At 59.2% G+C, this 22,720-nt stretch carries 19 protein-coding genes; 7 read left to right on the forward strand and 12 right to left on the reverse strand.

Annotation, left to right across the window (positions count from 1 at the left end; genetic code table 11):
- Window positions 1-86 precede the first annotated feature (86 nt).
- Entirely contained in the window at window positions 87-1,067 is a 981-nt protein-coding gene (locus AAF563_06610; GenBank protein ID MEM7120927.1) for a glycosyltransferase family 2 protein, read from the reverse strand.
- Window positions 1,067-2,296 (reverse strand): O-antigen ligase family protein, encoded by a 1,230-nt coding sequence (locus tag AAF563_06615; GenBank protein MEM7120928.1) that lies wholly within the window; start codon window positions 2,294-2,296, stop codon window positions 1,067-1,069. Before AAF563_06615 ends, AAF563_06610 begins: the two co-directional genes overlap by 1 nt.
- 196 nt (window positions 2,297-2,492) lie before the next feature.
- On the opposite strand from AAF563_06615, the gene AAF563_06620 reads away from it, so the two are divergent.
- Complete coding sequence (locus AAF563_06620; GenBank protein ID MEM7120929.1) at window positions 2,493-3,515, forward strand: glycosyltransferase family A protein; 1,023 nt, start codon at window positions 2,493-2,495, stop codon at window positions 3,513-3,515.
- 15 nt (window positions 3,516-3,530) lie between these two features.
- Here the strand turns inward: AAF563_06620 and AAF563_06625 are convergent, their stop codons facing one another.
- Window positions 3,531-5,093 carry a lipopolysaccharide biosynthesis protein gene (locus tag AAF563_06625; protein MEM7120930.1) on the reverse strand — a complete coding sequence of 521 codons (1,563 nt, stop codon included), beginning with the start codon at window positions 5,091-5,093 and terminating at the stop codon, window positions 3,531-3,533.
- 672 nt (window positions 5,094-5,765) lie between these two features.
- Here AAF563_06625 and AAF563_06630 point away from each other — a divergent pair.
- From AAF563_06630 to AAF563_06640, 3 genes are all read left to right on the forward strand, one after another.
- The gene (locus AAF563_06630; GenBank protein MEM7120931.1) at window positions 5,766-6,647 is read left to right on the forward strand and encodes a sulfotransferase; all 882 of its coding nucleotides are present in this window, start codon (window positions 5,766-5,768) and stop codon (window positions 6,645-6,647) included.
- A gap of 192 nt (window positions 6,648-6,839) precedes the next feature.
- A complete protein-coding gene (locus AAF563_06635; protein MEM7120932.1) occupies window positions 6,840-7,964 on the forward strand; it encodes a glycosyltransferase in 1,125 nt (374 codons plus the stop codon).
- A 135-nt stretch (window positions 7,965-8,099) separates the two neighbouring features.
- Entirely contained in the window at window positions 8,100-9,041 is a 942-nt protein-coding gene (locus AAF563_06640; protein ID MEM7120933.1) for a glycosyltransferase family 2 protein, read from the forward strand.
- 22 nt (window positions 9,042-9,063) lie between these two features.
- On the opposite strand, the gene AAF563_06645 is transcribed toward AAF563_06640, so the two are convergent.
- Window positions 9,064-9,987, reverse strand: a complete 924-nt coding sequence (locus AAF563_06645) for a sulfotransferase (GenBank protein MEM7120934.1) — start codon at window positions 9,985-9,987, stop codon at window positions 9,064-9,066.
- Window positions 9,988-10,659: 672 nt separating this feature from the next.
- On the opposite strand from AAF563_06645, the gene AAF563_06650 reads away from it, so the two are divergent.
- The 3 genes from AAF563_06650 (at window position 10,660) to AAF563_06660 (ending at window position 13,469) form a co-directional block, all read left to right on the forward strand.
- Window positions 10,660-11,370: a class I SAM-dependent methyltransferase gene (locus tag AAF563_06650; protein ID MEM7120935.1), complete on the forward strand. Its 711-nt coding sequence runs from the start codon at window positions 10,660-10,662 to the stop codon at window positions 11,368-11,370.
- 16 nt (window positions 11,371-11,386) lie between these two features.
- The gene (locus AAF563_06655; GenBank protein MEM7120936.1) at window positions 11,387-12,250 is read left to right on the forward strand and encodes a sulfotransferase; all 864 of its coding nucleotides are present in this window, start codon (window positions 11,387-11,389) and stop codon (window positions 12,248-12,250) included.
- A gap of 241 nt (window positions 12,251-12,491) precedes the next feature.
- Window positions 12,492-13,469 carry a sulfotransferase gene (locus tag AAF563_06660; protein MEM7120937.1) on the forward strand — a complete coding sequence of 326 codons (978 nt, stop codon included), beginning with the start codon at window positions 12,492-12,494 and terminating at the stop codon, window positions 13,467-13,469.
- A gap of 22 nt (window positions 13,470-13,491) precedes the next feature.
- Here AAF563_06660 and AAF563_06665 read toward each other — a convergent pair whose 3' ends face one another.
- From AAF563_06665 to AAF563_06700, 8 genes are all read right to left on the reverse strand, one after another.
- Entirely contained in the window at window positions 13,492-14,787 is a 1,296-nt protein-coding gene (locus tag AAF563_06665; GenBank protein ID MEM7120938.1) for an SAF domain-containing protein, read from the reverse strand.
- A gap of 85 nt (window positions 14,788-14,872) precedes the next feature.
- Window positions 14,873-15,664, reverse strand: a complete 792-nt coding sequence (rfbF, locus tag AAF563_06670; GenBank protein ID MEM7120939.1) for a glucose-1-phosphate cytidylyltransferase — start codon at window positions 15,662-15,664, stop codon at window positions 14,873-14,875.
- 185 nt (window positions 15,665-15,849) lie between these two features.
- A complete protein-coding gene (gene rfbG / locus AAF563_06675) occupies window positions 15,850-16,935 on the reverse strand; it encodes a CDP-glucose 4,6-dehydratase (GenBank protein ID MEM7120940.1) in 1,086 nt (361 codons plus the stop codon).
- Window positions 16,936-17,190: 255 nt separating this feature from the next.
- Window positions 17,191-17,757, reverse strand: a complete 567-nt coding sequence (locus AAF563_06680) for a hypothetical protein (protein ID MEM7120941.1) — start codon at window positions 17,755-17,757, stop codon at window positions 17,191-17,193.
- A gap of 197 nt (window positions 17,758-17,954) precedes the next feature.
- Entirely contained in the window at window positions 17,955-19,091 is a 1,137-nt protein-coding gene (locus AAF563_06685; protein MEM7120942.1) for an aromatic ring-hydroxylating dioxygenase subunit alpha, read from the reverse strand.
- Window positions 19,092-19,277: 186 nt separating this feature from the next.
- Window positions 19,278-19,970 carry a GntR family transcriptional regulator gene (locus tag AAF563_06690; protein MEM7120943.1) on the reverse strand — a complete coding sequence of 231 codons (693 nt, stop codon included), beginning with the start codon at window positions 19,968-19,970 and terminating at the stop codon, window positions 19,278-19,280.
- 7 nt (window positions 19,971-19,977) lie between these two features.
- Entirely contained in the window at window positions 19,978-21,498 is a 1,521-nt protein-coding gene (gene tcuA, locus AAF563_06695; protein ID MEM7120944.1) for an FAD-dependent tricarballylate dehydrogenase TcuA, read from the reverse strand.
- 818 nt (window positions 21,499-22,316) lie between these two features.
- Window positions 22,317-22,720: hypothetical protein (locus AAF563_06700; protein ID MEM7120945.1), on the reverse strand; the 404-nt coding region annotated here is incomplete at its 5' end.

The following is a 22,720-nucleotide window of genomic DNA, read 5'->3' on the forward strand; positions in this document are numbered from 1 at the left end:
CCAGCGACCTGACCGAAAAACGCTTGTCGTGCCTCTATAGTCCGCTCAATGCATCGGATATCGGCTGCAACGTTCGTGCACCTCTACTACGGCGTATCCGCCTGGTCCACAGCACGCATGGATCGGATCAGACGATGGGCGCGAACGGCCACCATGCGGGGGACGCAAGCCAGTCCGACATAGGCATAGGCGCGGATTTGGCGGGGATCATGGCGCAGAGACCGCAACAGAAACTTCATCGCCGCCTTACGATCGCCGACCTGGATCATGCCCCAGCCGACCTTCGCGGCCCTCAGCGACAGGCGTTTGTGCGCCAATGGCTTGAGCGTCGGGTTGCGCTCGGCAAACTCGTCTGTCAGGCGAATGTTATAGGGCCACAGGCGGTCTTGTTGGCTGGACAGCGACCCGGCGTGCCGCCGTTTCTTCACCAGCGCCTGTGGAATGTGGTGGAACCTGTACTTCTCGGCGATGCGCAGGCATATCTCCGTGTCTTCGTTCACGGGCAATGTCTCATTGAACCCACCGACATCGTCAAAAACGGCCTTTCGGACGATCATGGTGGACGGCATTACCGGCGCATCGCGCAGGTAGTAGTCGACGAGGAGATCGTTATCGTCAGCCTGATAGCTCAACGTATGGACGCGATCCAACTCGTCGGGTGCGCCATCGTCGAACTCATAGAAGTCTGAATAGATCAATCCGACAACCGGGTGTCGGTCGAGATATGGCAACTGGACCTCAAGCTTGTCGGGCAGCCATATGTCGTCGCCGTCGAGAAAAGCGATGTGGTCTCCAGATACCTTCGCCAGAGCCTTGTTGCGCGCCGACGACACGCCGCCGTTCTGGGCGCGAATGAGGCTCAATTTGGGTTCGGTCGCGGCCAGTGCTTCGATCAGGTCGGCGGAATTGTCCGTCGAACCATCGTCGACGACAACGATCTCGCGAATCCGCTCAAAGGCTGTCTGTGCGAGGACGCTTCTGACTGCCTCGACGATTTTCTCCCGTTCGTTATAGCAGGTCAGAATGACGCTGGTGTCGGCCGCGGCGGCGCTGTCGGCTCCGGCCATCACACCCGGCTCAGCGCCATCATCCCGGTCTGGCGTGCTTGGCTGCGTTGTCGACGCATTGTAATCCGTGAGAAGTCCGGCCAGAGGGAGACCAACGCCATAAAGAGAAACGCCTCCGTGCCCGAAGCTTCCAAGCCGCAGATGATCAGCGCCGTGATGTAAAAGATGACGAAGGAGAACAGATAGGCCTTGCGCGCCGGTGCGTCCATCTCACCGGTCAGCTTCATATAGCGCACGAAGCGAAGCGTTCGGTGGATCGCGGCGATCCAGATCAGCAGGTAGGCTGAAAGGCCGACCAGGCCATTCTCGACCATGATACGGAAGAACTCGCCATGGATAGATGTCCGCAAGAAGGGCGGGTAATAGGAAAACAACCTGTTGACCAGCATCTGGTAGCGGTTGGTACCGACACCGAACACGGGATGCTGCGAGAACAGTTCCATGCCCGCCTTGAAGGCGAAGATACGCTGTTCGTTGCTGAACGACACCGGCGCACCGGCCTGCGTATAACCGGTTTCGAATGCAAAGCTGCTGAGCTGTCGCAGCACGTAATCGTCAACAAAGAAGACAGAAGCAGCCACAACGCAGATGATTGGCGCCACCAACGCCACAACAGCCTTGCTTGATCGCATGCCGATCAGGATCAGCAGTAGCGACAGGACGTAGACAATGAGCGCCTTGCGTTCTCCCGATATCAGGATCAATCCGCCCAACAAGCCGAACAACGCCAACTGCAAGAAGTTCGGCCGGAAGTTGCGCATCGCGATCCAGACCATGGTCAGCAGCGTGGCGACCGAGAACGTGTGCTTCAGTTCGTCCAGCCGCTTCCAGCCGGAGTAGTGGCCTTCGTTGACGTGCCAGCCGACGTTGAAGGCCAGAATGGCCCATGTAGCGCAAAACAGCACCCACCACTTCGCACCCCTGGGTGCTGGATCGTCGGCGTTGCAAAGGGCCAAAAGAAAAGCCATCAAGACACAAGCCTGAAGTCCTTCACGAATGCCGTTCGACTGGCCCACCATGAGGGCCGAGAACACGTGCACAAAAACGAATGGGAGCAGCAGCAGGTAGCCGGTCGGTAAGCGTATGTTCGCGCGCGCGAGGACCTTGTAGACCAGAAGGGCGGTCATCAATGCCGCGACGAAATCGAACGGCCGAAGCGTGATACCGCCGACCCGTTCCTCGATACCGCTGAACAGACTGAGTAGGGCAATAACGGCCAGCCAGGTCATCGCGCCATCCGTCGGAAGAGGCCACGGCGATCGATGGCGGACCGGCTAGCTGTGTTATCGTCCATGACGGCAATTTATCATCAAAAGCATCGATTTAGCAGCGATCGTTTTCATTTGACCCCCTCGGTCGGCTAGGTAGTTTGTCTGCCCGTCGGGATCGCGCATCCGTCTATTCTGGCGTCAGGCAAGGCCACGCATGATCGAGTTTTCCGTCGTCATACCGGTCTACAACAAAGAGCCCCATGTCGCCCGGGCGATCGCATCGGTCCTTAACCAATCATGTCCGCCCCGAGAAATCTTGGTGATCGACGATGCCTCGACCGACCGGTCGATCGAGATCATCGCCGAGATGGCTGGCGACAAGGTCCGAATGCTGGAGCGCGACACACCCGGACCCGGCGGATATGCAGCACGCAATCTTGGCATCAAGGAGGCGACGTCAGCGTGGATCGCGTTCCTGGATGCGGACGATGCGTGGAAACCCGATCACCTGGCCACACTCGACGCGACATTGGAGACGGCCCCTGACACGGTCGGCTGCGCCTTCGTCGGTAATCTCGTGCGTTCCAGCAGCGACGATGACGCCATGGCGGACACCGTCACCCGGATGCCCGTGTGCGAGACCACGCATCTGGATTTCGATGACTTCCTCCGCCTGTGGCTCGCATTTGAGGATAGCCCGGTTCACACGTCGGGCACGGCAATCAAGCGGAGTGTCTTGTTGGACGTCGGCGGTTTCCCGGAGGGACGTTGCGAGCGCGGTGGCGACAAGGATTTGTGGCTTCGCACCTGCGCGGCGACCGAGGCGCTCGCCATCGCCAAGGTGACGTCGATCTACTATCGCGACGCCATCAATATGGTGACCCGGCAGGCCAGCCAGAACCGGGCGCATTGCATGTGTTATTCGCTGGACAAGCTTCAAGCCAGTTCCAGCGGGGAAAGGCGGAAGCTGCTTCAGAAGCTGCATAACTTCGAGGTCTTCCGTTATGCCGTCCTGTCGTGGCGCAAGGGCGATTTCGACCGGTCTCAGTTCCGGCAGTACTACACCCTGCGCGATCCCATAGGATTTTTGATGCTGCAGGGGATGAAGGTCGTGCCGGAGCGACGGGTCAGGATGTTCCGGCCGCTGCTGCGAAAGCTCAGGGGTGTTGCGTCCGGCAACCGGCAAGAGGTGGCGTCCGAACAGCGCGACGCCGGGCCTGAGCGCAAGACGACCTGACCGTGCGAGTTCGCGCTAGATGTGGAGGTCGGGTATCAGACGGCGCAGCGGCGATGGCGCCCTGCGTCGGAACTCCGACAGCAACCAGACCCCGTTCGGGCCCAGGAACCATGACGGCTTCAAAAGGCAGACGCCGTAGCCCACAAGGCCACCGGTGATGGCCTCGAGCGGAAACTGCAGGTTCTTTTGAACGCCGCTCCAGACGAAATGCTCACCGATTGTGAGGGCCACCAGAATGGGCGCTGAGAGCAGAATTGCCGGAAGAACAGCTTTTCCAATGTCCAGCCACCTGACATGAAGAAGCCGGTTCGAGAGGTGCATGCAAAGAAGGCAGCACGAGGCATAGGTAAAGACGACGGCGACACTGATTCCGATGACACCGTAATCGCTGCCAATGAGACACCCGACAATGATGACGGTCGCGAAGGCTGCTTGGCGGGTGACGACTTCCTTGGCTCTGCCCAAGGCCATGAAGACAACGTTGGCGACCCTTAGATTGAGGCCAAAGATCATGGTCAGTGACAGAATGGCCGTCGGGACGATGGCCGGTGTCCATCGCTCGCCCAGCAGCAGCAACACCAAACCCTCAGCGCCGTGGCAGACCACCACCATCAGCGGCGCGGCGGCCAGCGAACAAAGGGCGACGGCGCGCAGATAGCCCCGTGCCATGCGTGCCCTGTCGTTGTTCATGTCGGACATGACAGGGAACAGCACGTTCGTCGAGCCCAACAGGATGAGCGGGAAGTCGACGACACGGTTGGCGCGGCTGAAGATACCCAGAGCATCCGCGCCCAACACGCGGCCGACGATGAACTTTGCCGCGTTGTCGGACAGAACCGCCAGCGCGCCGGCAAGACTGAAACCCAGGCTTACGCCCAACAGGTCGCGCATATGCGACGTGATGGCGGGGATCGGGTTGAAGCGGGCGCACCAGAACAGCACGGTGGTTTGCGTGAAGGCCAGGGCGATGTTGGCAATGACCAAGGCCCAGACGCCATAGCCAGCGACCGCCAGCGCAATGGCTATGCCGGTCGTCGCAAACAGAGACGAGCCCATTTCGGTCAAGGCGACAAGACGGAACTTTTTCCTGCGCCGCAGCAAGGCTATCGAGATAGAAAGGATGGGGTTGATCAGAACGATCAAACACATGGCCTTGAGCACGTCGCTCAGCACCGGCATGTGGAAGAAGGTCGCGATAATGCCGGACCCGAACCAGATGAGGACAACCGCTAACAGGTGGATCAAGAGCCCGCCGGTGAAGGCGTTGCGTACATGTAACGGCACCAGATCCTGGCGCTGAATAATCGCCATTGGAAATCCGCCTTGAACGAGGCCGGATCGGGCAATGCCGATAAAGATCATCGCGGCGGCAAAGACACCGTAGTCCTCGGGCGTCAGCAGGCGCGCCAGAACGGCGACCGTGCCGAGGCTGAACACCATCATGATGACCCGGGCACTTGCGATCCACGCCATCCAGCCGATGGTTTGCGATGACGTGCTGCCTGGTGTGCTCTTCAACCTTAATCCCGCGAGGTCCGTGCGTTGCTGAATGGCGCCAGCGTGTTTATCGAACGGCATCAGCGCTACGAATCCATCCAGACCACCGCGCCGACAGTCTGAAACACTGTTGTGACGTCAATGTCGCGAAAAATCTCGGAAGCGCCACTCAGCCTGGACGGTGCGACAAAGGCCGGTAGTTTGACCTGGTTGTCAATCACTTCTTCGATGAATCCAGTGCCGGTAGACAGTGTGTGATGAGGTGCGCGCCGCTACTGTTGATTATCGGTTGCTGCCTGCCGCCAAGTGTCCGCCGGGCCTCGGAATACCCATTGTAATAGGAGAATAGTTTTTAAGTTAACTCGACCATAGATTGAGAAATCCCACATGCCTATCTGATGTTCGTCCGCCAAACGTTAGTAGGACACAAATCTACAACCTAAATTCTCGCAACACTTGCCCTTGTCTTCATGAATACCTGGTATCACACTACTTTGTAGAGCGCTCAAGATAGCCTCGCCTCGCCGTTTCGTCGGCGACAGGTTAAGGCTGTTTCCAAGTAGATTTGATGATCCCAGGCTCGCGAGAATTAGCTGTTGCCGTAGGCGGCGTGAGATACCGAGCGATCTATCCGCGACAAACCATCGCAGGGTATGTCCGGGCGGCTGTCTGCTTGGCCAAATCGGTGCGTTTTGTTCCCGGTTCGTGGGTTTGTCGCCCGTTGACTCGGTTGGCTGTTCGCGCGTGCCGGCCATGACTGACCTTCGTCGCGTCGCCCGGCAGGTTGCCAAGGAGGCCTTTTGTGCTTCGCTTGAAGGCCTCTCTTTTGTCGATCGAAGCCTGCGTTACGATAGCGACTTCGAATGGCTGATCATTCTGACGATGCCGAACAGTGGGTCGACCGCGCTGGCTCGGCTCCTCATGACGGCGAACTCCACCATCGCGTTGACGGAGCAGTGTGAAGGCGAGTGGTTGATCCCGTCGATGTCCAATCTGCGTCATCGCTGGGATGAGGATTTGCGACTTTCCATGTCGCGCGTACGCGCCAGATGGATGTGGCGGTTGCGCGCGATGAAGACGGGTTCACCGAAACTGGTCATCGAGAAGTCGCCACCGAACATGGTGCGGATCGACCGTATTCGCGCGGCTCTCGCCCCCATGGCGGCGCACACGGTTGTCTTGGTACGCGACCCCTATGCAGTCTGCGAAAGCTGGCATCGGCGCTACGGTAGAGAGCAGCTCTCAAGAACCTCGTTGACCGCCCTGCAGCATGTCGACAGTGAACGTGACTACTTCAGGCTTCTGGGGGAATGCTGGGTCCAGCGTGGCACCTACCTCGTCGAACAGTTGCCAAAGGCGTTGAGCGTCGTGCGCTATGAAGAGCTTGTGATGGATCCCGGTGCCGTCACAGCGGAACTGGCAAAGAAAATACCCATGCTGTCCGATGTGCAAAGTAACGCAGAGGTCCGCGTCAAAGACTATGCCGCGCAGGCATTAACGGACATGAACAGTCAGCAGATTGACGCGCTTACCACCGAACAGATTGATGCTATTACGTGTGGACTTGAGCGCGGAATCGACACGGTAAAGGCGCTCGGCTACACATTGCGGCACGAGAGGTCCGCGCGTCCTTAACCGTCGGGTCGCCATGTCATACCGCATGACGGATACACGGTGCCTTCGTTGGGTGTGTGCGGATCTGACCGAGAACGTCCGCGTTCACCCACCGCGTCATGCGCTGTTTCGGAGACAACGCATTTTATGATTGAGAATGCCTCCGCAGCGGCTGCGTCAGGTCGCAAGACCGTTGTCATGGTGAGCTTGGGCATGCCGCCTGAAATCTATGGCGGCGCTGAGCAACAGTGCTTGCGGCTATCTCGATCGCTTGTCGAGCGAGGGCGTGATGTCATCATCCTGACAGCGAGCCATTCCCAAGAGCATGCCGAAGATGACGTCATCGATGGCGTCCGGGTTATTCGATTCCCGACCCGACATTCACCCGACCACGGCGGACGGCACATTCTGAGCACGGTCAAATGGACCACCGCGGTTTACGGGTGGCTGCGTCGACACCGCCGACAGATTGGTGTCGTCCACGTTCACCAAGGCAAGCTTCATGTCTTGCCCGCCCTCCTTGCCCAGGCGTGGTTAGGATTACCTTTTATCATGAAAGTCGGCAGCGCCGAGGAGCAGTTCGACTATCTGCGCATGACAAGAAAATCGGGCGGCTACGGGCCGCTCGTGCTCAAGCAAGTCATCAAGCGGTGCAGCCGACATGTCGCAATAAGCTCCAGAATTGTCGATCAGATGCGCCAGATCGGCGTGCCCTCTGACCGCATTCGTCGCATTCCCAATGGTATCGATATCGAACAATTTCCGTTTGACTCATCGCGTCATGCCGGCGAGGACAAGACGTTCGTCTTCATGGGCCGGCTGGTCGATGAAAAGCAGCCTTTGATGATGTTGCGGTGTTTCGCCGACATTCTCCAAGCAGGCGGCCGCCATCAACTGATTGTCATCGGCGATGGGCCGCTTCTCGAGACCATGGCGTCATTCGTGCGCGATAGCGGCCTTGTCGAAGGGGTCCAACTGGTGGGCCGTCTCGACGATGTCAGGCCGGTCTTGTCGAAGGCCCATTTTTTCCTTCTCCCGTCCAAGAACGAGGGCATGTCCAACGCCCTGTTGGAAGCCATGAGCCTTGGCCTGGTCCCCATCGCCAGCGCCGTCAGCGGCAGCACCGATATCGTCCGCCATGATGACAACGGGTATCTGTTCGACCGGGACGACGAGGCCACCTTTACCGCTTGCTTGCGAACCGCGGCGAGCATGTCCGACGCCCACTGGCGGACCATGCGCGAGGCCGCACGCTTGACCATCGTTGGCGAACATGTGATGGCCGACATTGCAGGAACTTATGTTGACCTATACCAATCCTTAGGTCACGAACGCTGAGGACGAAGCTTTGCGGGTCGCCATGTCGGGCGAAGTGATGGTGACGGCCCTGCCGAGCGTAAGCTCCTCTCTTGTTTTATGACTTGTCTCAAAGGTTAAGGCCGTTCCTGTATGAGTACCTTAAGGTCACGGGCGATGGTTGACGCTGGCGGTAAAGAAAAAATCGATAACGATGTGCCATTGGTGAGCATTGGCCTGCCGGTTTTTAATGGCGAAAACTATCTTCGCCAGTCCATTCAATCTATCCTCGACCAGACATTTCAAGACTTTGAGTTGATTGTCTCTGACAATTGTTCGACTGACGGAACCGAAGACATTTGCCGTGAGTTTGCCGCCAAGTCGGACAAGATCCGCTACTACAGGCAGACCGAGAACGTTGGCGCCTCCGCCAACTTTGATTTCACCTACCTTCAGGCCAAAGGCAAGTACTTCAAGTGGCAAGGACATGACGACTATGCCTATCCAGAGTTTCTGGAGAAGTGCCTTGATCGCCTATTGAAAGAACCGGACGCCATTCTCTGCCAATCACACGTTGCGGTTGTCGATTCCCATGACGAGCTCATCGAGGTCGAGGCCCATGAGACCCGTGGAACCAACAGTGACGATCCGATCAAACGATTCGCAGGCCGGCTGAGCAACCCGCGGTGCACGGAGATCTTTGCCGTGTTTCCGACCGAGGTTCTTAGAGACACCGAGCGCCTGGGCGCGTTCGCCAGCAGCGACCGCTGCCTCTTGTCGCAGCTCGCGCTGAAAGGCCGGTTTTTGGACGTTCCCGAGGTGCTCTTTGCCTTTCGCATTCACCCCGAGCAGTTTTCGTCACAAGTCATGCGTCGCGGCAACTTCATGTACTGGTTCGACCCGAACCGCGCGGAATGGCCGACCATGCGCCACTGGACGCATTTTCTGCGATGCATTCGCTATCTAAGCTCGGAAGACCTTAGTTTTTGGAACCGCGTGCGCGGGTTTGGCGCGCTGTTTCGTGCTCAGATCAAGCCGAAGAGTTTGCGCGCCTACTTCCGCGAGAGTGGCCGCATGGCAAAGTACGGCGCTCGCAGGCTACTGGCCAAACTGACATAGGTCTGGACCTTAAGCCCGTCAGTCAGACGAACCACTTCTTCCAGTTCAGCGGTGAACGCGCCGGGTACTGAGGTTGATAGCCCTCATGAACCAGGCAATCGCGCGCGACCGATTCAAAGTCGTCTATCTCGTTGGGTGTCAGGCTGGTTTGCCACGCGGTGATGCGGTCGGCCTGGGGCGCCTTGTTGACGTTGCTGTGCAGCTCAGGCCGGTATCTGTCGGCAATCTCGTACGTGCGCGGCATGTCGGACTGCTGGGTCGGTTTGACGTCAAGGAACTCGGCGACCTCGGCCATCGTACGCTCGGTCTCGCGAATGAGCGTCTCGTAGTTCAAAATCAGGACGCCGCGATGGTCGAGCTCCAATTCGCGCAACAAGGTTGTTGTCTGGACCCATCGTTTGGCTGCGATCTTGGGGTCGTTGGCCATCGGTCTGCCGTTGCGCGATGCGATCGCCCTCTTCTTTGAATGAAACACGGCGCGGCCGTCTCTGATCAGCCCGATAAACTTGGCCGACGGGAACATCCTGAGGATTTCGCGGTAATCGTGAACGTACTTACCGTTCTTGATGCCGTAGCGGAAGTTGCTGGGTACGAGCTGGGCGCGATAGTAGTCCAGAATGATACGAACCGCGTCGGCCAGCGTTAGTGGCGCATGGTTGGACAACAGGCCCCGCAAGACCGGGTAGGTGACCTTGAGGTCGGCGAACTTTCTGTCCGACGTAATGGTCATCGCCAGAGAGTCGAGTTGTGCCTCGGTCTCGAACGTGATGAACCCGAAATTCTCAAGCGTATCGGTAATGAAGTTCGTCTCAGGCGTGATGACGACCTGAAATCGCTTCGACAGCTCGTTCGCAAGGAACGTGGAACCCGACCGTGAGTCATAGAGGATGAAGAACGGATCCTCTTCACTCTTCGTTTCGACGCTTGTGACAACCTGACTAACCATCAACTCTTCCACTTATTGGACGACCGTCCATCCCTACGAACCAGCCTTACGATCCCATCCTTTCGTTCTACGCGATGCCGATCAGCGGCTGTAGAGAGGGCAATTGCAGTCAACGTTTCCCATTTGTCGGTCAAGGCAGTCGCTTGGTCGAATTGTTCGGTGCAATGACAAATCCGGCAAGGGCCTGGACTCCGATGAACTTGACGCTGTCATCACGTCGACGAACCGCAGGCGCGGCCAATTGACCGCGCGCATCGCCGATAACGAACATTGGTTCTTATGCACTCTAACACCGCGAACACTACCGCCAAAAAACCGCGTTTCAGCGAGGCTACCCTGATACCCCTTATGGATATCATACCAATTTAGAGGTATAGATCGCCACCCTGAAATGCAGAATTTCTGGGCCTTGTGTGGAGAGGACACTGCGAGAGGACGTTGCTGTCGGCGATTTCTGTTGGTTTTTCGCTCTGCCGGGTGTTTTTGGGTTCCCAAGACAACCTTTTGCCTACAAAAGCGGCCATATGGTGACCCGGTCGCCCATCTTGTGCGGCCTGCGTGGTTTTTTGAGTCGACAGTGTTTGGAACGGAGCGCGTGGCGCCGCAAAGTCGGTAAGCCCGGGCGTTGCCGGCGATGTGGTTTCGAGACGACCTGCTAGGCGGACCGTGGGAATGACTAAACAGACGACCCAGCTATCCTATGAGCGGCAGACCTATCGCAGCGTCAACCCGTTGGCGCGGTTCGCGCACGGCTCGCGGTTCGGCTTGTCGCAATCGCTTGCCTCCGGGAATCTGCCGTCGGGCGCGACGCTTATCGACTATGGCGCCGGCGACGGGCGCTTCCTTAGAGACCTCTCGCAGATGCGATCGGATGCCGAGCTCTATGGGCTGGAGCCCTATATGAAGCCGCCTGCCGACGGTGATCGGGGCTTTACGCGTCTAACGGCTCTGGAACAGGCGCAAGGGCGTGAGTACGGCGTGATCACATGTTTCGAAGTGCTGGAACATCTGGAGCCTGCCGACACCGATATCTTTGTCGATTTTGTCCAGCAGTCTCTCGCACCGGATGGTTACCTCATTGTCAGCGTTCCAATCATGTACGGACCCGTCCTGGTTCCCAAAGCGCTGAACGCGAAGTACGTCAAGAAGAGCGATTGGAGCTATTCGCTGACGGAGTTGATCCGGGGCGTCCTTGCGCGGCCTGTAGAGCGTGACCCGGGAAACCTCTACCTCAATCACAAGGGTTACGATTGGCGCAAGACGCGCGATCGGTTGAACATGCATTTTGAGGAGGCGGAATGCCGGTTCAGCCCGTTCTCGTCGTTGTGGTGGGGGTTCAACAGCCAGTGGTTCGGCGTCTTCCGGAAGCCGCGCGCGCAATGATCGTGCGGACGGCTTCGTGACTCAAAATGAGACCGTCGGCGACCATGCCGAAACCGTCGCTAACGACAGCGGGCGTGCACCGCGCGCGCGCGTTGACCGTGCCATTCTGCTCAACTGTTTCGGGCGCGGCGGATCAAGCATCGCCTGGAACATGATCGGCAGTTCGCCCGACGTCCTGATGCCAGCAAGCGAGTGGCATCATGGCTTTTATGGGCGTTGGCAGATTGTTGGCCGATCGCTCAGACGTGTCGTTCGCGCCACGCAAGCCGACGTCCCTGCATTGGCGCCTCTGTCGGGCCTTCTCTACAAACGCGCATGCGCTTCCGTGCCGGCGACCGAACGAGACGCCAAACCTGGCGCGTCGTCGGTCGTTTTGAAGGTCATGGACCATCACATTGCCATGAACCCGACCCTCGCGACGAGTTTCCCCAGCACGAGCCAGGTCGTTCTTGTTCGCCATCCGTTGGCCCAGTGCGAGAGCTTGCTGCGCCACGGGCTCGATATAGGCCAGGCGACTGCTTGGTATGTCGACGTGATGCGGCGGATGATCAGGCTGGCCGAGACACCGGGTACGATCGTCTGTCGTTTTGACAACCTCGTGCGCGATCCCTTTGCCGAACGCGATTTCCTTTACGACAAACTCGGGCTGACAAGACCGCAACCGGATGGGTTCGCGCTGAAGCGCAAAAAGTTTGGCGCGGAGCGCACAACCGACGTCAAGGTTGCCGCCGGCGACTATGTCGACGTCACGCCTGGTAATGTTGCCGAGCTCATCGACAAGGATGTCAATGAACGTTCGATTGCCAGGCTTTCTGACAGCAACAAGGAGCATGTGTGGAAAGCAACCGATGAGGTAGCATCTTACTTCGGCTACAATTAAGAATTGACACCCGTGCGATGAACCGTAGAGTTTAAGGTCCGATGTGACCGTATGCGACCATGCTTCTGCCGATGATGTGTGCACAACGAGGCGGCAGGCTGAAACATGGGATCGGCGTTTTGATGGCGCCATGTTTGGAACAGTAGTCGCCCGATGGTTCTGTAGAAACGCAACTCTCGCTTTCTCGCGCACACCTCTATGAGGCGCTCAACGTCTTCATTGATCACCGGCCCTTCGATCGTTGGAACAGATTCGACCAATCTTTATCTTTTCTCTGCCGCGAAGCGGGTCGACGTTGCTACAGCGGATTCTCGCCGCCCACGACCGCATCGAGACAACGACGGAACCCTGGTTGCTTCTGCCGCAGTTTTACGTCTTCAGGCCCGAACGCGCAGCGTCGGAATACGGTCATCGCCTGTGCAGCACGGCTATTGGTGAGTTTGTCGCCGGGCTGCCGGATGGCGAGGCGTCCTACCGTCGTGCGATAAACTCATTTGCCTCGCAGCTCTATCGTGAAGCAGCTGGCCCGAGCGCTCGATACTTTGTCGACAAGACACCTATCTACAGCCTTGTCGTTAGCGAGATCATGGAGACGTTTCCGGAGGCCAAATTTCTGTTTCTGTGGCGCAATCCCCTCGCCATTGTCTCATCGCTCATCACGACATACGGGCGTGATCGCTTCAATATCGTGCGGTTCAAACTGGAACTCTTCAATGGCCTTGACAATCTTCTTCAGGCCAATCGGAGCCATGAAGGAACGTCGTTTGCGCTGCGTTTCGAGGACTTGACTGAACGGCCGAGCGTTGTCTTGCCGAGAGTCTTCGAGTTCCTTGAATTGCCTTATGACGAGTCTGTTCAGCAAGAGTTTTCGCGTGTTTCGTTAGACGGGGTGCACGGCGACCACACGGGCAGCGTTCGATACGACAAACTCTCGACGGAACCTCTCGACAAGTGGAAGAACGTTCTGACGAACAAGCTGAGAAAGCGGTGGTCAGCGCGTTATCTCAGATGGATGGGTGAAGATAGGCTCTGCGCGATGGGTTATGAGCTCAATGAGCTGATGCAAGACCTGGAGAATGTGCCGGGTAGTCGAGATCACCTTGCCGCCGATGCCTACACCTACGCGAAACAGACGTTCTTTGCGTTGCTGCAATGGCAGCTCATCAGGACGCGCTACCACCTGCGACGCAAGGGATTGCCCCTGGTCACCTACGACTGATTTGTCTGGTCTGGCGAGCCGGTCAGGACGAAAACAAGCGGTCTTGTTCGGCGCGCAACCGGACCATCAGACTGTTGTCGTCGAGGGTGACGTCGTCATAGGTGATGGCACTGTCTTGTGAGACATCACGCGTCAGAACCGCGCCTTCGACGAGACCGAAGGGTAAGAGCCGGTCGCGGCGAACGATGTCGTGGTTCTCGCACAGCCCGTAGGACATGTAGCCGCCAAGCCCGTCGAGCGTTTCGCCACGCTTCAGGTCGCGCTTGGCAATGGCGATAACATCGACCACCGGCGCGCCGCGTGGGGCGATGATGACATCGTTGGCAAGCGCGACGCGCGCCGCGGAAAGAGGCACCTCGAAGACCATCAGATGGTAGGGGACATAGAAACTGTACAACGGCCCCTCGCCAAGTTTGGCGTAGTTCAGATAGTGGCGTTGCATATCGTCTTGGGCTTCGGCGAAAACGTAAACACCGGGACTGGGCTCGGCGCCGAGCACGTAGTCGACTATGCCGCCCAACTCCCGGACACGGTCGATGTCGTAGTGGCCGATCAGCTCGTCGACATGGCCTTTCAGCTCCGGGCCAATCATGCCCCGTTGGGCAACGCGCATGCCCGTCGCGTTGCCGACAATGGCCTGCTCGAACGCGATCTTGGTGCCGTCGGCGAAGCTTGTCACCATATGCGGCGTTTGATTCCACTGCTTGGCGAACTTCGCCTGCGTCGTTGGGTTGCGATAGTGGTCCAGCAAGCCCTTGATGTTGCCGCAAACCAGAGGCCGCAGGCCGATGCTCTGAACGAAGCGATAGAGGTTCATCTGTACGCCCGGCTGATCGCCGTCGCAGCCAGTCAAGATGACGCCGGTGTCGTCGGCACGCTTCTTGAGTAGCGGTCCGATGGAGCCATCCAGTTCGGCGTTCATCAGCACCATTGACTTGCCGTTCTCGATCGCCGTCAGAACAACCTGGGCGCCGTAGGCAATGTGACCGGTCGCCTCGATGAGCACCTCGACCTGACCGGAGGCGCAGACGGCGTCGAGGTTGTCGGTCAGCGCGGTCTTGCCCATCTCGATGGCGTGGTCGACGGCCACGGCGCTGTTTGCTTCGATGATGTCGGCGGCGTCGACACCGGCGTCTTCCAACGCTTTGCGGGCGGTCGCAAACGTTCGATTGCACAGCGCCGCGACGCGCATGCCCGGCATGTAACGGACAATCTGATTGATGAAACCACGGCTCATCGAACCGGCACCTATAACGCCGACTCTCAGCGGATCATGTGCGCGCGCTCTTTCATCTAGCAGCGTATCGACAATAACCATCTCAGGCTCCGGTCGTGGGAATGGGTGATGGGGTCCGTTTCGCGTACGGCGTTACGCGGCATCCGACGATTGGGCAGCGAACGGCCTAATCACGATGCGACGTCTTTTCTTCCCAAACCTGCCAAGGCGGGTTCTCTGAAGCCCATTGTTCCTCCAGGACCTTTCTATCTCTCAGCGTATCCATGTTCTGCCAGTAGCCATCATGGACATAGGCCGCGAGCTTGCCGCGTTGGACGAGATGCTCCATGGGTTCGCGTTCCCACACGGTGTCGTCGCCGTCGATAAGATCAAAGACCTCCGGCTCCAGAACAAAAAATCCGCCGTTGATGTAAGCGCCGTCGCCGTGTGGCTTTTCACGGAAGTTGACGATCTTCTCGTTTTGAATCTGCAGGGCGCCAAAACGGCCGGGCTGCTGGACCGCGGTCAGCGTCGCCCATGCGCCCGAGTCCTTGTGAAACTTGATCAGCTTGTTGATGTCGAGATCGCTAACACCGTCGCCATAGGTCAGACAGAACGTTTCATCGCCGACAAAATCGCGCACGCGTTTCAGCCGGCCGCCGGTCATGGTGTTCAGGCCGGTGTGAACACAAGTGACGGTCCAGTCCTCGCCGGGCTCTGAATGGGCCTCCAGGGTGTTGTTCTTCAGGTCAAACGTCATATCCGCGTTACGCACAAAGTACTCCGCGAAGTACTGTTTGATCAGATGTCCCTTGTAGCCGCAGCAAACGATGAACTCGTTGAGACCGTGCGCGGCATAGATCTTCATGATGTGCCACAGGATCGGTTGTTCACCGATGTTGATCAGCGGTTTCGGCATCGTGCCGCTGGCTTCGGAGATGCGGGTGCCAAAACCGCCAGCTAAGACGACGACCTTCAACGGCTGGCCCCTTTACAAAAGTTCTGAAAAATCAAATGTCTAACTCTCATGGTTCGATAGGCGTGATTGTAGCGGGAAAAGACAGCGGCACCATTTCATTTCTTGAGGCAGCGCTGATCGGACAGCGGCATTGCACCGGAGTTCTGCCGGTTTCGCAGCGTGCCGGTCGTGGTGCTAACCAGTTGTCATGGCGCGGCGGTTTGGTAGGCGTTGATCTCGGACAGGGTGACAGAGCTCATGTCGGCGCCATCAAGCCACTGGCGAAACCACGACGCGACCGATGCGATGGCGATACGGCCGACCATCTCATCGTCCCAGCCTAACGTGGACCGGGCAAGCGAGGCATCGATTTGAAGGTACGGTGCTTCGATCGATCCGGGAACCGGTTCGACGAGGACCTTTGGACAGCCGTTGGCGGTGACGTGACCCAAAGCGCTGAGCAACGTTTCGGCAAAGATCCGGACCGGCAGGTCCTCAGACGAGCGCGGGCCTATGTTGAGCGTCCGCGGGCAAGAAGGATCCTGTGAGAGCGTCTCGACAAACAGAAGATAACCGCACAGGCAATCGAGCGCATGCTGCCATGGGCGCGTTGCTTCGGGATGCCGCAATGTCAGCGGCTCACCTTCCAATGCTGCACGCACACAGTCGGGCGCAATGCGATCGGCGGCGAAGTCACCGCCACCGATGACATTGCCGCCACGCGACGTCGCAACGCGAATGCCATCGCGTTCGAAGTAGCTTTGAGCGTATGTATGCGCGACGTGTTCGGCGGCCGCCTTGGAGGCGGAGTAGGGGTCTTTGCCACCCAAGGGTGCCGACTCCTTAAATGCGCATCCGCAGCCATTGTTCCAATAGACCTTGTCCGATGTAACAATCAGGACGGTGTGCAGATCGGTCTCGCCGCGCAACGCTTCCATGAGATTGACCAATCCGGTCACATTGGTGTCGAACGTCTCGATCGGATCTTCAAGCGAGCGGCGCACTAGTGCCTGGGCGGCCAGATGGAGGACGATTTCCGGGCGGGCTTCACGCACCGCGTCGGCAACGGAGGAGGCGTCACGCAGATCGACGAAGTGGCTGTCGCAATGGCTCGCCACATCGGCCAAGCTGAAAAGGTTCGGGCCGTCCGCCGGGGGCAGGGCAAACGCGTAGACATCGGCGCCCAACTGGCTGAGCCAAAGCGCCAACCACGACCCCTTGAAGCCGGTGTGCCCCGTCAGCAGCACACGTCGGCCATTCCAAAATTCCTGATCTGGCCGCCGAACGCTCATGCGGACCTCCGTCGTCTTCCGCAACAGGCAACAACTGGCCGTGCGATGAGGCGAACACACTCATTGCCCTATTTTGCACCCTAGGGCTGTGATCCATCCATACTTTGACCGCAATTTCTGCCGACTACCGCTTTTGCGCCAAAAGCAGCCGATAGAGCTACTCGCGCGCGCCCTGTCCGCTCTAAGTCGTGATGGGGCGTTTAATCGCGTCTTTTCGCGTGGTAAATCTAACTCGAAAGTAGAGTCGTTCCGGTGTCACTCTACCTGATAGTCGTCGATCGCCGCCACATCGCAAATCATGAGTGGGGCTGCATCGCTGTTGGCCGCGAGCCAGCTCTTTGCCCAACGTGTGCCGAGCTCCTTGTCGGCTGGTGATGTCGAGTGTTCGATCAAGGCAATATTGGTCAAGAACAGGAGGTAGTTGATCTGCGCGTCGTTCTGCGCCTGTCGATCAATGCCGCGAGCGCAGGCTAGGGCGACCAGCAGCCACTGATAAACCCGCGCGCGTTTATCCTCAGCGTCCGACAGGGCCCAGTATGTTGCCAGGTGCCGTTGCGCGGTCGGCCGTGCCGCAAGTGCGGCATCTTCCAAGATATTGCGGCCTTGCTCGATCTTGTCGGGATCCCCGGTCAGGATCATCTGAAGCGCGGCACGTTCGTTCTCGCTCTCGACGATCATCGATTCAAGAAGCTGATTGAGCGAGACGCTGCCGTTTTCTTGAGGTTGTTGCATGGCGTAAATCGCGGCGACGACAAATGCCGTTATCGCGGCAACGACGATGTAACCCGCAGCCTTCCGGAGGAAAGACACCGCCGTCGCCACGATCGATGTCATGCCACGCTGCCGCGGCCAGCGCACAGCAGCACCGAGCCAAGCTGGCGTGGTTCACCGCAGTCTCTGGTCAAACGCGCTCTCGAAGTCAGATCAAGCAAGCGCGTAACGGTAAACCAATTCGCCGAAGAATTCGACCGCCCAACCCCGGCATCGCGCAGAAGATCTCCGCTCGACGCCTAGGCCGTCTACCAGTCGCCGCCCATGGCGCGTCGCCACAGGTTCTGCAGATGGGCGACAGAATGCTCGCTGCGTCCGGCGTCAGGTTCATGGCCATCAGCCATGATCACGCCGCGGTCATAGCCCATGTTGTTCAGCCCGATCTGAACATCGGTGACCAATCGAACGTCTTCGGCAAGTGTTGTGGCGCTGTGCTCGGCGACGATGCGTTCGCGTTCGCCCGCATCGACCCAGGGTCCGAAGAACCAGTCGATTTGTGCTATGGCTCGTTCCGGTCCATCGGGGATGAAGTGGAAGACGACGTAGTTCGAACCCGGATTGACCTGTAGCGCGAAGTTGGGCCACAGCACCCAGCTACGTAACTCGTCGACATGAGGACTGGCTGCACGATCGATTTGATAGAGCGTCACGCCGCCCTTAGCCGTACCGGTTGTCTGGCGATGGTGTTTTTCGAACAGCTCGAGCTTGAAGCCATCGGCGCTCAGGAGCGCGGTCATCAACGTCGGATGGGCGTGGGTGCAGTGATAGCACTCCGCATAGTTCTCGAAGGCGACCTTCCAGTTGCACGCCATCTCCGCGGTTGTCCGATGCGCAAACTCCAATTCGTCGAGCCGGGGTGCAAACTCAGCGAGCTCTTTTGCGACACCGGGAAACTCGTCCTCGAAGCTGGCCGCATCGGTGTCGAGGTTGACCAGCACGAGCTTACCGATTTCCTCAACACCGATCTCCTTCAGCCCGACACGCGATGCATCAAAGCCCGGCACGTTCTCGGCATTCGGGGCGCCACGCAGCCGGCCATCCAGACCATAAGCCCAAGCGTGATAGGGACACGTGATCGCAATCTTCAGATCGCCCTTGCCTTTGAGCAAACGGTGACCGCGATGCTGACACACGTTGAAGAAACCCCGCAGGGTCCCATCCCGGCCGCGAATGACGGCGATGTCCTGGCCGGCGACGTTCCCGGTGATGTAGCTGCCCGGTTTGGCCACATCGACACTGTGGCCGACCGGCTGCCAGACCTTGCTGAAGATTGATGTCAGCTCCTGGGCATAGACGTCGGGGTCGGTGAAGCAGCGCGAGGGCAAGGTGAGCTGCGGCGTGGGATTGTCCAAAGCCGTCGTGATTGCAGGCGTCTTGGCTTCCATGGTTCCTTGTTCCCTTGCCGTCGGACAAACGCAAAAGCGGAGAAACCACCTGACGCGGTTACCGTGAGGTTCCAGCTTCGAAGCCTCGGCCGCGCCACCGATTATCCCAACCGGCACGGCAATTGTGTTCCAATTCGCCGGTCCCGTCACCAGCGATCTGGCACCCGCGCATAGGTCAAGACGAACTTACGATTCAGCAGACGTGTAGAGCATCCTAAGCCGGGTACGCCGGGCGTTGGCAATGTGGCGCCGTGCCACCTGTTCCGCCCTGTCGCCATCGCGCTTGGCGATGGCGTTGACGATGGCGCGGTGCTCGCCGAGGGCGGCGTCCGGCCGGCCCTCTGCCGCAAAGGTCGTCCCTTTCAGCAGCGCAAGCGCGTTCCTGAGGCCGTGCAGGGTCGAAAGCAGGTAGCGGTTGCGCGCGGCACTGTAGATGGCTTCGTGGAGGTCACGGTTGATGCGTGCGGCAAGGTCGCTATCGTCACCGGCTTCGGCCTGGCGCTCTAAGATGTCGCGCATGACGTCGATCTCGGCGTCATCGGCATGTTGCGCGGCGAACCGGGCGGCAGTGCCTTCCAGAACCTCACGCATGGCATAGAGTTCAAGCACCTGACCACGATCGAGTTCGGCCACGACCGCGCCGCGCCAGGGCAGGGTCACCAGGAGACCTTCCGACTCCAACCGCCTCAGGGCTTCGCGAACGGGTGTACGGCTCACCCCCAGTCGCGCGGCGACCTTTTCCTCGGTAATGCGATCGCCGGGGCCGTAGCGTCCGGACTGAACATCGTCGCGTAACGTTTCGCTGACAGTCAGGCTGTGGGACGCGCGCGTCGTGCCACGTGCTCTGGCCTTGCCCGCATTTTCCGTCGGCGCGCTCATGTCTAGCTTAGCCACGCTTTGAACGTTCGGTCGTTGCCACCGCACGGGCGTCGTGGCCAGCCGTGTCGCCCGCGAGCCTGCCGAACACCGATCCAGACATAAGCCCGGTGCCGCCTGGATAGTTGAAATAGAAGATACCGCCGACAAGTTCGCCAGCGGCGTGGAGCCCGGGTATCGGTTCCAAGTCCTTGTCGAGGACGCGCGCTTTCCTGTCGATCCTAAGACCGCCGAACGTGAACGTGATGCCGCAGGTCACTGCATAGGCTTCGAATGGCGGTTCGTCGATGGTGTTGGCCCAATTGGATTTTCTGATTGCGAGCCCTCGCGTCGAGCGCCCGTCCTTGACGTTGGGGTCGAAAGGAATGTCGGTCCGGACGGCGGCATTGTATGCGTCGATCGTCTGCAGGGCTCGTGCACTGTCAACGTCATCGAGTTTGCCACAGAGCTCGTCCAGCGAACCGGCGCTGACCTTGGTAATCTCTTTGATGCGGTACTCCGGTCGCAGCAGATTGGCGACCTTGGCATCGAAGATCTGCCAGGCAAACTGCCCGGGCTGCTGCAAAATGACGCGCCCGTACTTGGCATAGGTGTAGTTGCGGAAGTCCGCGCCCTCGTCGACGAACCGCTCGCCGCGGGCGTTGATCATGATACCCCAGGGGTAGCTGTGCTTCTGAAAGTGGTCGCCGACCGAGAGGTCGCCGAACTCCGGCGCATTGCGCTCCCATCCGACCGCATGACAGCCGGACCAGTTGCCATAGGGCGCGGCACCGATCTCCAGCGCCATACGAATGCCTTCACCGGTATTGAAGCGGCTGCCGCGCACCTTGGCAAGGTCCCAGCCCGGGCCCAGGTAGCGCGTACGCCATGCCGGATTGGCCTCGAAGCCGCCGCAAGCGAGGACCACGGCGGCGGCGCGAATGGTCTGGTCGCGGCCGTCGTGATGCACCACGGCGCCGGTCACCCGGCCGTCGTCGACGATCAGGCGTTCGGCCCTGGCTCGATAGTGAACGTCGACGGACGAGCATCGGGCGGCATGGTTCCACGCTTCCAGAAGACCCGGACCGCCACCGGCGGCCTCAACGGTCAATCCGCCCCAGAACTTGAAGCGGCCGTCGACCTTGAACGCCTGGCGCCCATAGATCGGCGCAAAGCGGATCCCCTTGTCGCGCATCCACATCATGGTGTCGCGGCTGCGCGTCACCAACAGTTCGCAAAGGTCGGGGTCGCTCCTGTACTCGGTGACCCGTCCCATGTCGTCGAAGAACTGATCTTCGGTGTAAGTGCCGAAGTCCGTTGTCGCGCGTTCCTCATCGCTGAGATCGGGCATGAGCGCGAGAAGGTCGTCGACGCCACGGTAGGCGAACCGGATAGCGCCGGCCGTGAAACGCGTGTTCCCGCCGGCCTCGTCCTCGGATGCGCGCTCCAGCACGGTGACACGGCAGCCGTGCTCGCGTGCGGCGAGAGCTGCCGCGAACGCCGCGTTACCGGCGCCGACGACGAGCACATCGGTGTCGGGGGGGAGTGTCATGATGGTTCTCGAATAGGTGGTCTCTCTTGGCGGGCAGACCGTGGACGAAGGGCGAGCCAAGCTTGCTGGCCAAATGGGTTCGTCCTGGCTTTCATCCACAAGCCGGTCACGCGTTGAATACGATTGTATACAATTTTGAAGTGGTCTTCGCAACCCGCCTATCTCAGCCCGCCAACGGTCTGGTGGGGGCAATGGAAGCCGTGGTTGGGCGCGTCACTGTCATGCGACGAGCAACGGCGCATGTACGAGTCGAACGGGCCGGCCGCAGAATCGATCCAAAGAAACAAGATGCGGTTCTTCAATACTAGAAAGTAGTAGGCCTTCTCTTTGGGATAACCACGTAAGCACTAGTTATATCTTGTTGTTTTTCCCGTACAATTTCGACTCGAGAACGACTTCAAAATGCTTGTATTGCGCCAAGTTTGGCGAGCAACGAAAGAACCTCGATTGGTGGCCGGAACTGTCGGTTGTTCTTGTGCCGTCTTCGAGAGGAGGACTGATCATTGGAACGCTCTAGCAAACGCCTTGCTTGTTTTCGCGTGTATCGTCGGCCGTTGCTTGGCGCGGGACTTCTAGCACTCGCCGCGACCGCTTACGCCACCTCTGGCGAAGCCAATGACCTGACTCTTTGGGGCGCGTCGCCGAAGGCTGTCGCCTTCTGCAACTCCATGACCCCCGAGGAACTCGAGGTGGCGATCGATGGTGGAGAGTGCCTCGACTTTATCAAGCGAATAGACATTACGGCCGCACCGGCCGAAGGCGCCACAAGCATCCCAGATGCGACAGCGGCAGCCAGCCCATCGGGCAATGCGGTTGCATCACTTTCTACCGATAGCGCGGGCACCGACAGCAATGATGTCGCGTCCGATCAGCCGAGCGCGTCTGACTTTGGCGACGCTTCTGGTGAGACGGAAACGGCGGATGCCTCCCAGAACGATCGGTCGGCGTTTGATCAGCGAGGCAAGAACAACCGCGACGATCGTGGCCTCTCCGGCACAGGATTTGGCGGCAGTGATGCCGGAGCCGGTGGCGACGGCGGTGCTGGCAGCGGTGGCGGTGGCGGTGACGGCGGCGGTGACGGCGGCGGTGACGGCGGCGGTGACGGCGGCGGTGATGGCGGCGGTGACGGCGGCGGTGATGGCGGCGGTGACGGCGGCGGTGATGGCGGCGGTGACGGCGGCGGTGATGGCGGCGGTGACGGCGGCGGTGATGGCGGCGGTGA

The sequence above is a fragment of the Pseudomonadota bacterium genome, from assembly GCA_039028155.1.
Taxonomy (GTDB): domain Bacteria; phylum Pseudomonadota; class Alphaproteobacteria; order SP197; family SP197; genus JANQGO01.

Excerpts from the sequence above, each read along its gene's own strand:
- AAF563_06630 (MEM7120931.1), top strand. The coding sequence starts at position 5,766 with ATGACTGACCTTCGTCGCGTCGCCCGGCAGGTTGCCAAGGAGGCCTTT.
- AAF563_06640 (MEM7120933.1), top strand. The coding sequence starts at position 8,100 with ATGGTTGACGCTGGCGGTAAAGAAAAAATCGATAACGATGTGCCATTG.
- AAF563_06620 (MEM7120929.1), top strand. The coding sequence starts at position 2,493 with ATGATCGAGTTTTCCGTCGTCATACCGGTCTACAACAAAGAGCCCCAT.
- AAF563_06615 (MEM7120928.1), bottom strand. The coding sequence starts at position 2,296 with ATGACCTGGCTGGCCGTTATTGCCCTACTCAGTCTGTTCAGCGGTATC.
- AAF563_06625 (MEM7120930.1), bottom strand. The coding sequence starts at position 5,093 with ATGCCGTTCGATAAACACGCTGGCGCCATTCAGCAACGCACGGACCTC.
- AAF563_06650 (MEM7120935.1), top strand. The coding sequence starts at position 10,660 with ATGACTAAACAGACGACCCAGCTATCCTATGAGCGGCAGACCTATCGC.
- AAF563_06685 (MEM7120942.1), bottom strand. The coding sequence starts at position 19,091 with ATGGAAGCCAAGACGCCTGCAATCACGACGGCTTTGGACAATCCCACG.
- AAF563_06635 (MEM7120932.1), top strand. The coding sequence starts at position 6,840 with ATGCCGCCTGAAATCTATGGCGGCGCTGAGCAACAGTGCTTGCGGCTA.
- rfbG (MEM7120940.1), bottom strand. The coding sequence starts at position 16,935 with ATGAGCGTTCGGCGGCCAGATCAGGAATTTTGGAATGGCCGACGTGTG.
- AAF563_06665 (MEM7120938.1), bottom strand. The coding sequence starts at position 14,787 with ATGGTTATTGTCGATACGCTGCTAGATGAAAGAGCGCGCGCACATGAT.
- tcuA (MEM7120944.1), bottom strand. The coding sequence starts at position 21,498 with ATGACACTCCCCCCCGACACCGATGTGCTCGTCGTCGGCGCCGGTAAC.
- AAF563_06610 (MEM7120927.1), bottom strand. The coding sequence starts at position 1,067 with ATGGCCGGAGCCGACAGCGCCGCCGCGGCCGACACCAGCGTCATTCTG.
- AAF563_06690 (MEM7120943.1), bottom strand. The coding sequence starts at position 19,970 with ATGAGCGCGCCGACGGAAAATGCGGGCAAGGCCAGAGCACGTGGCACG.
- AAF563_06645 (MEM7120934.1), bottom strand. The coding sequence starts at position 9,987 with ATGGTTAGTCAGGTTGTCACAAGCGTCGAAACGAAGAGTGAAGAGGAT.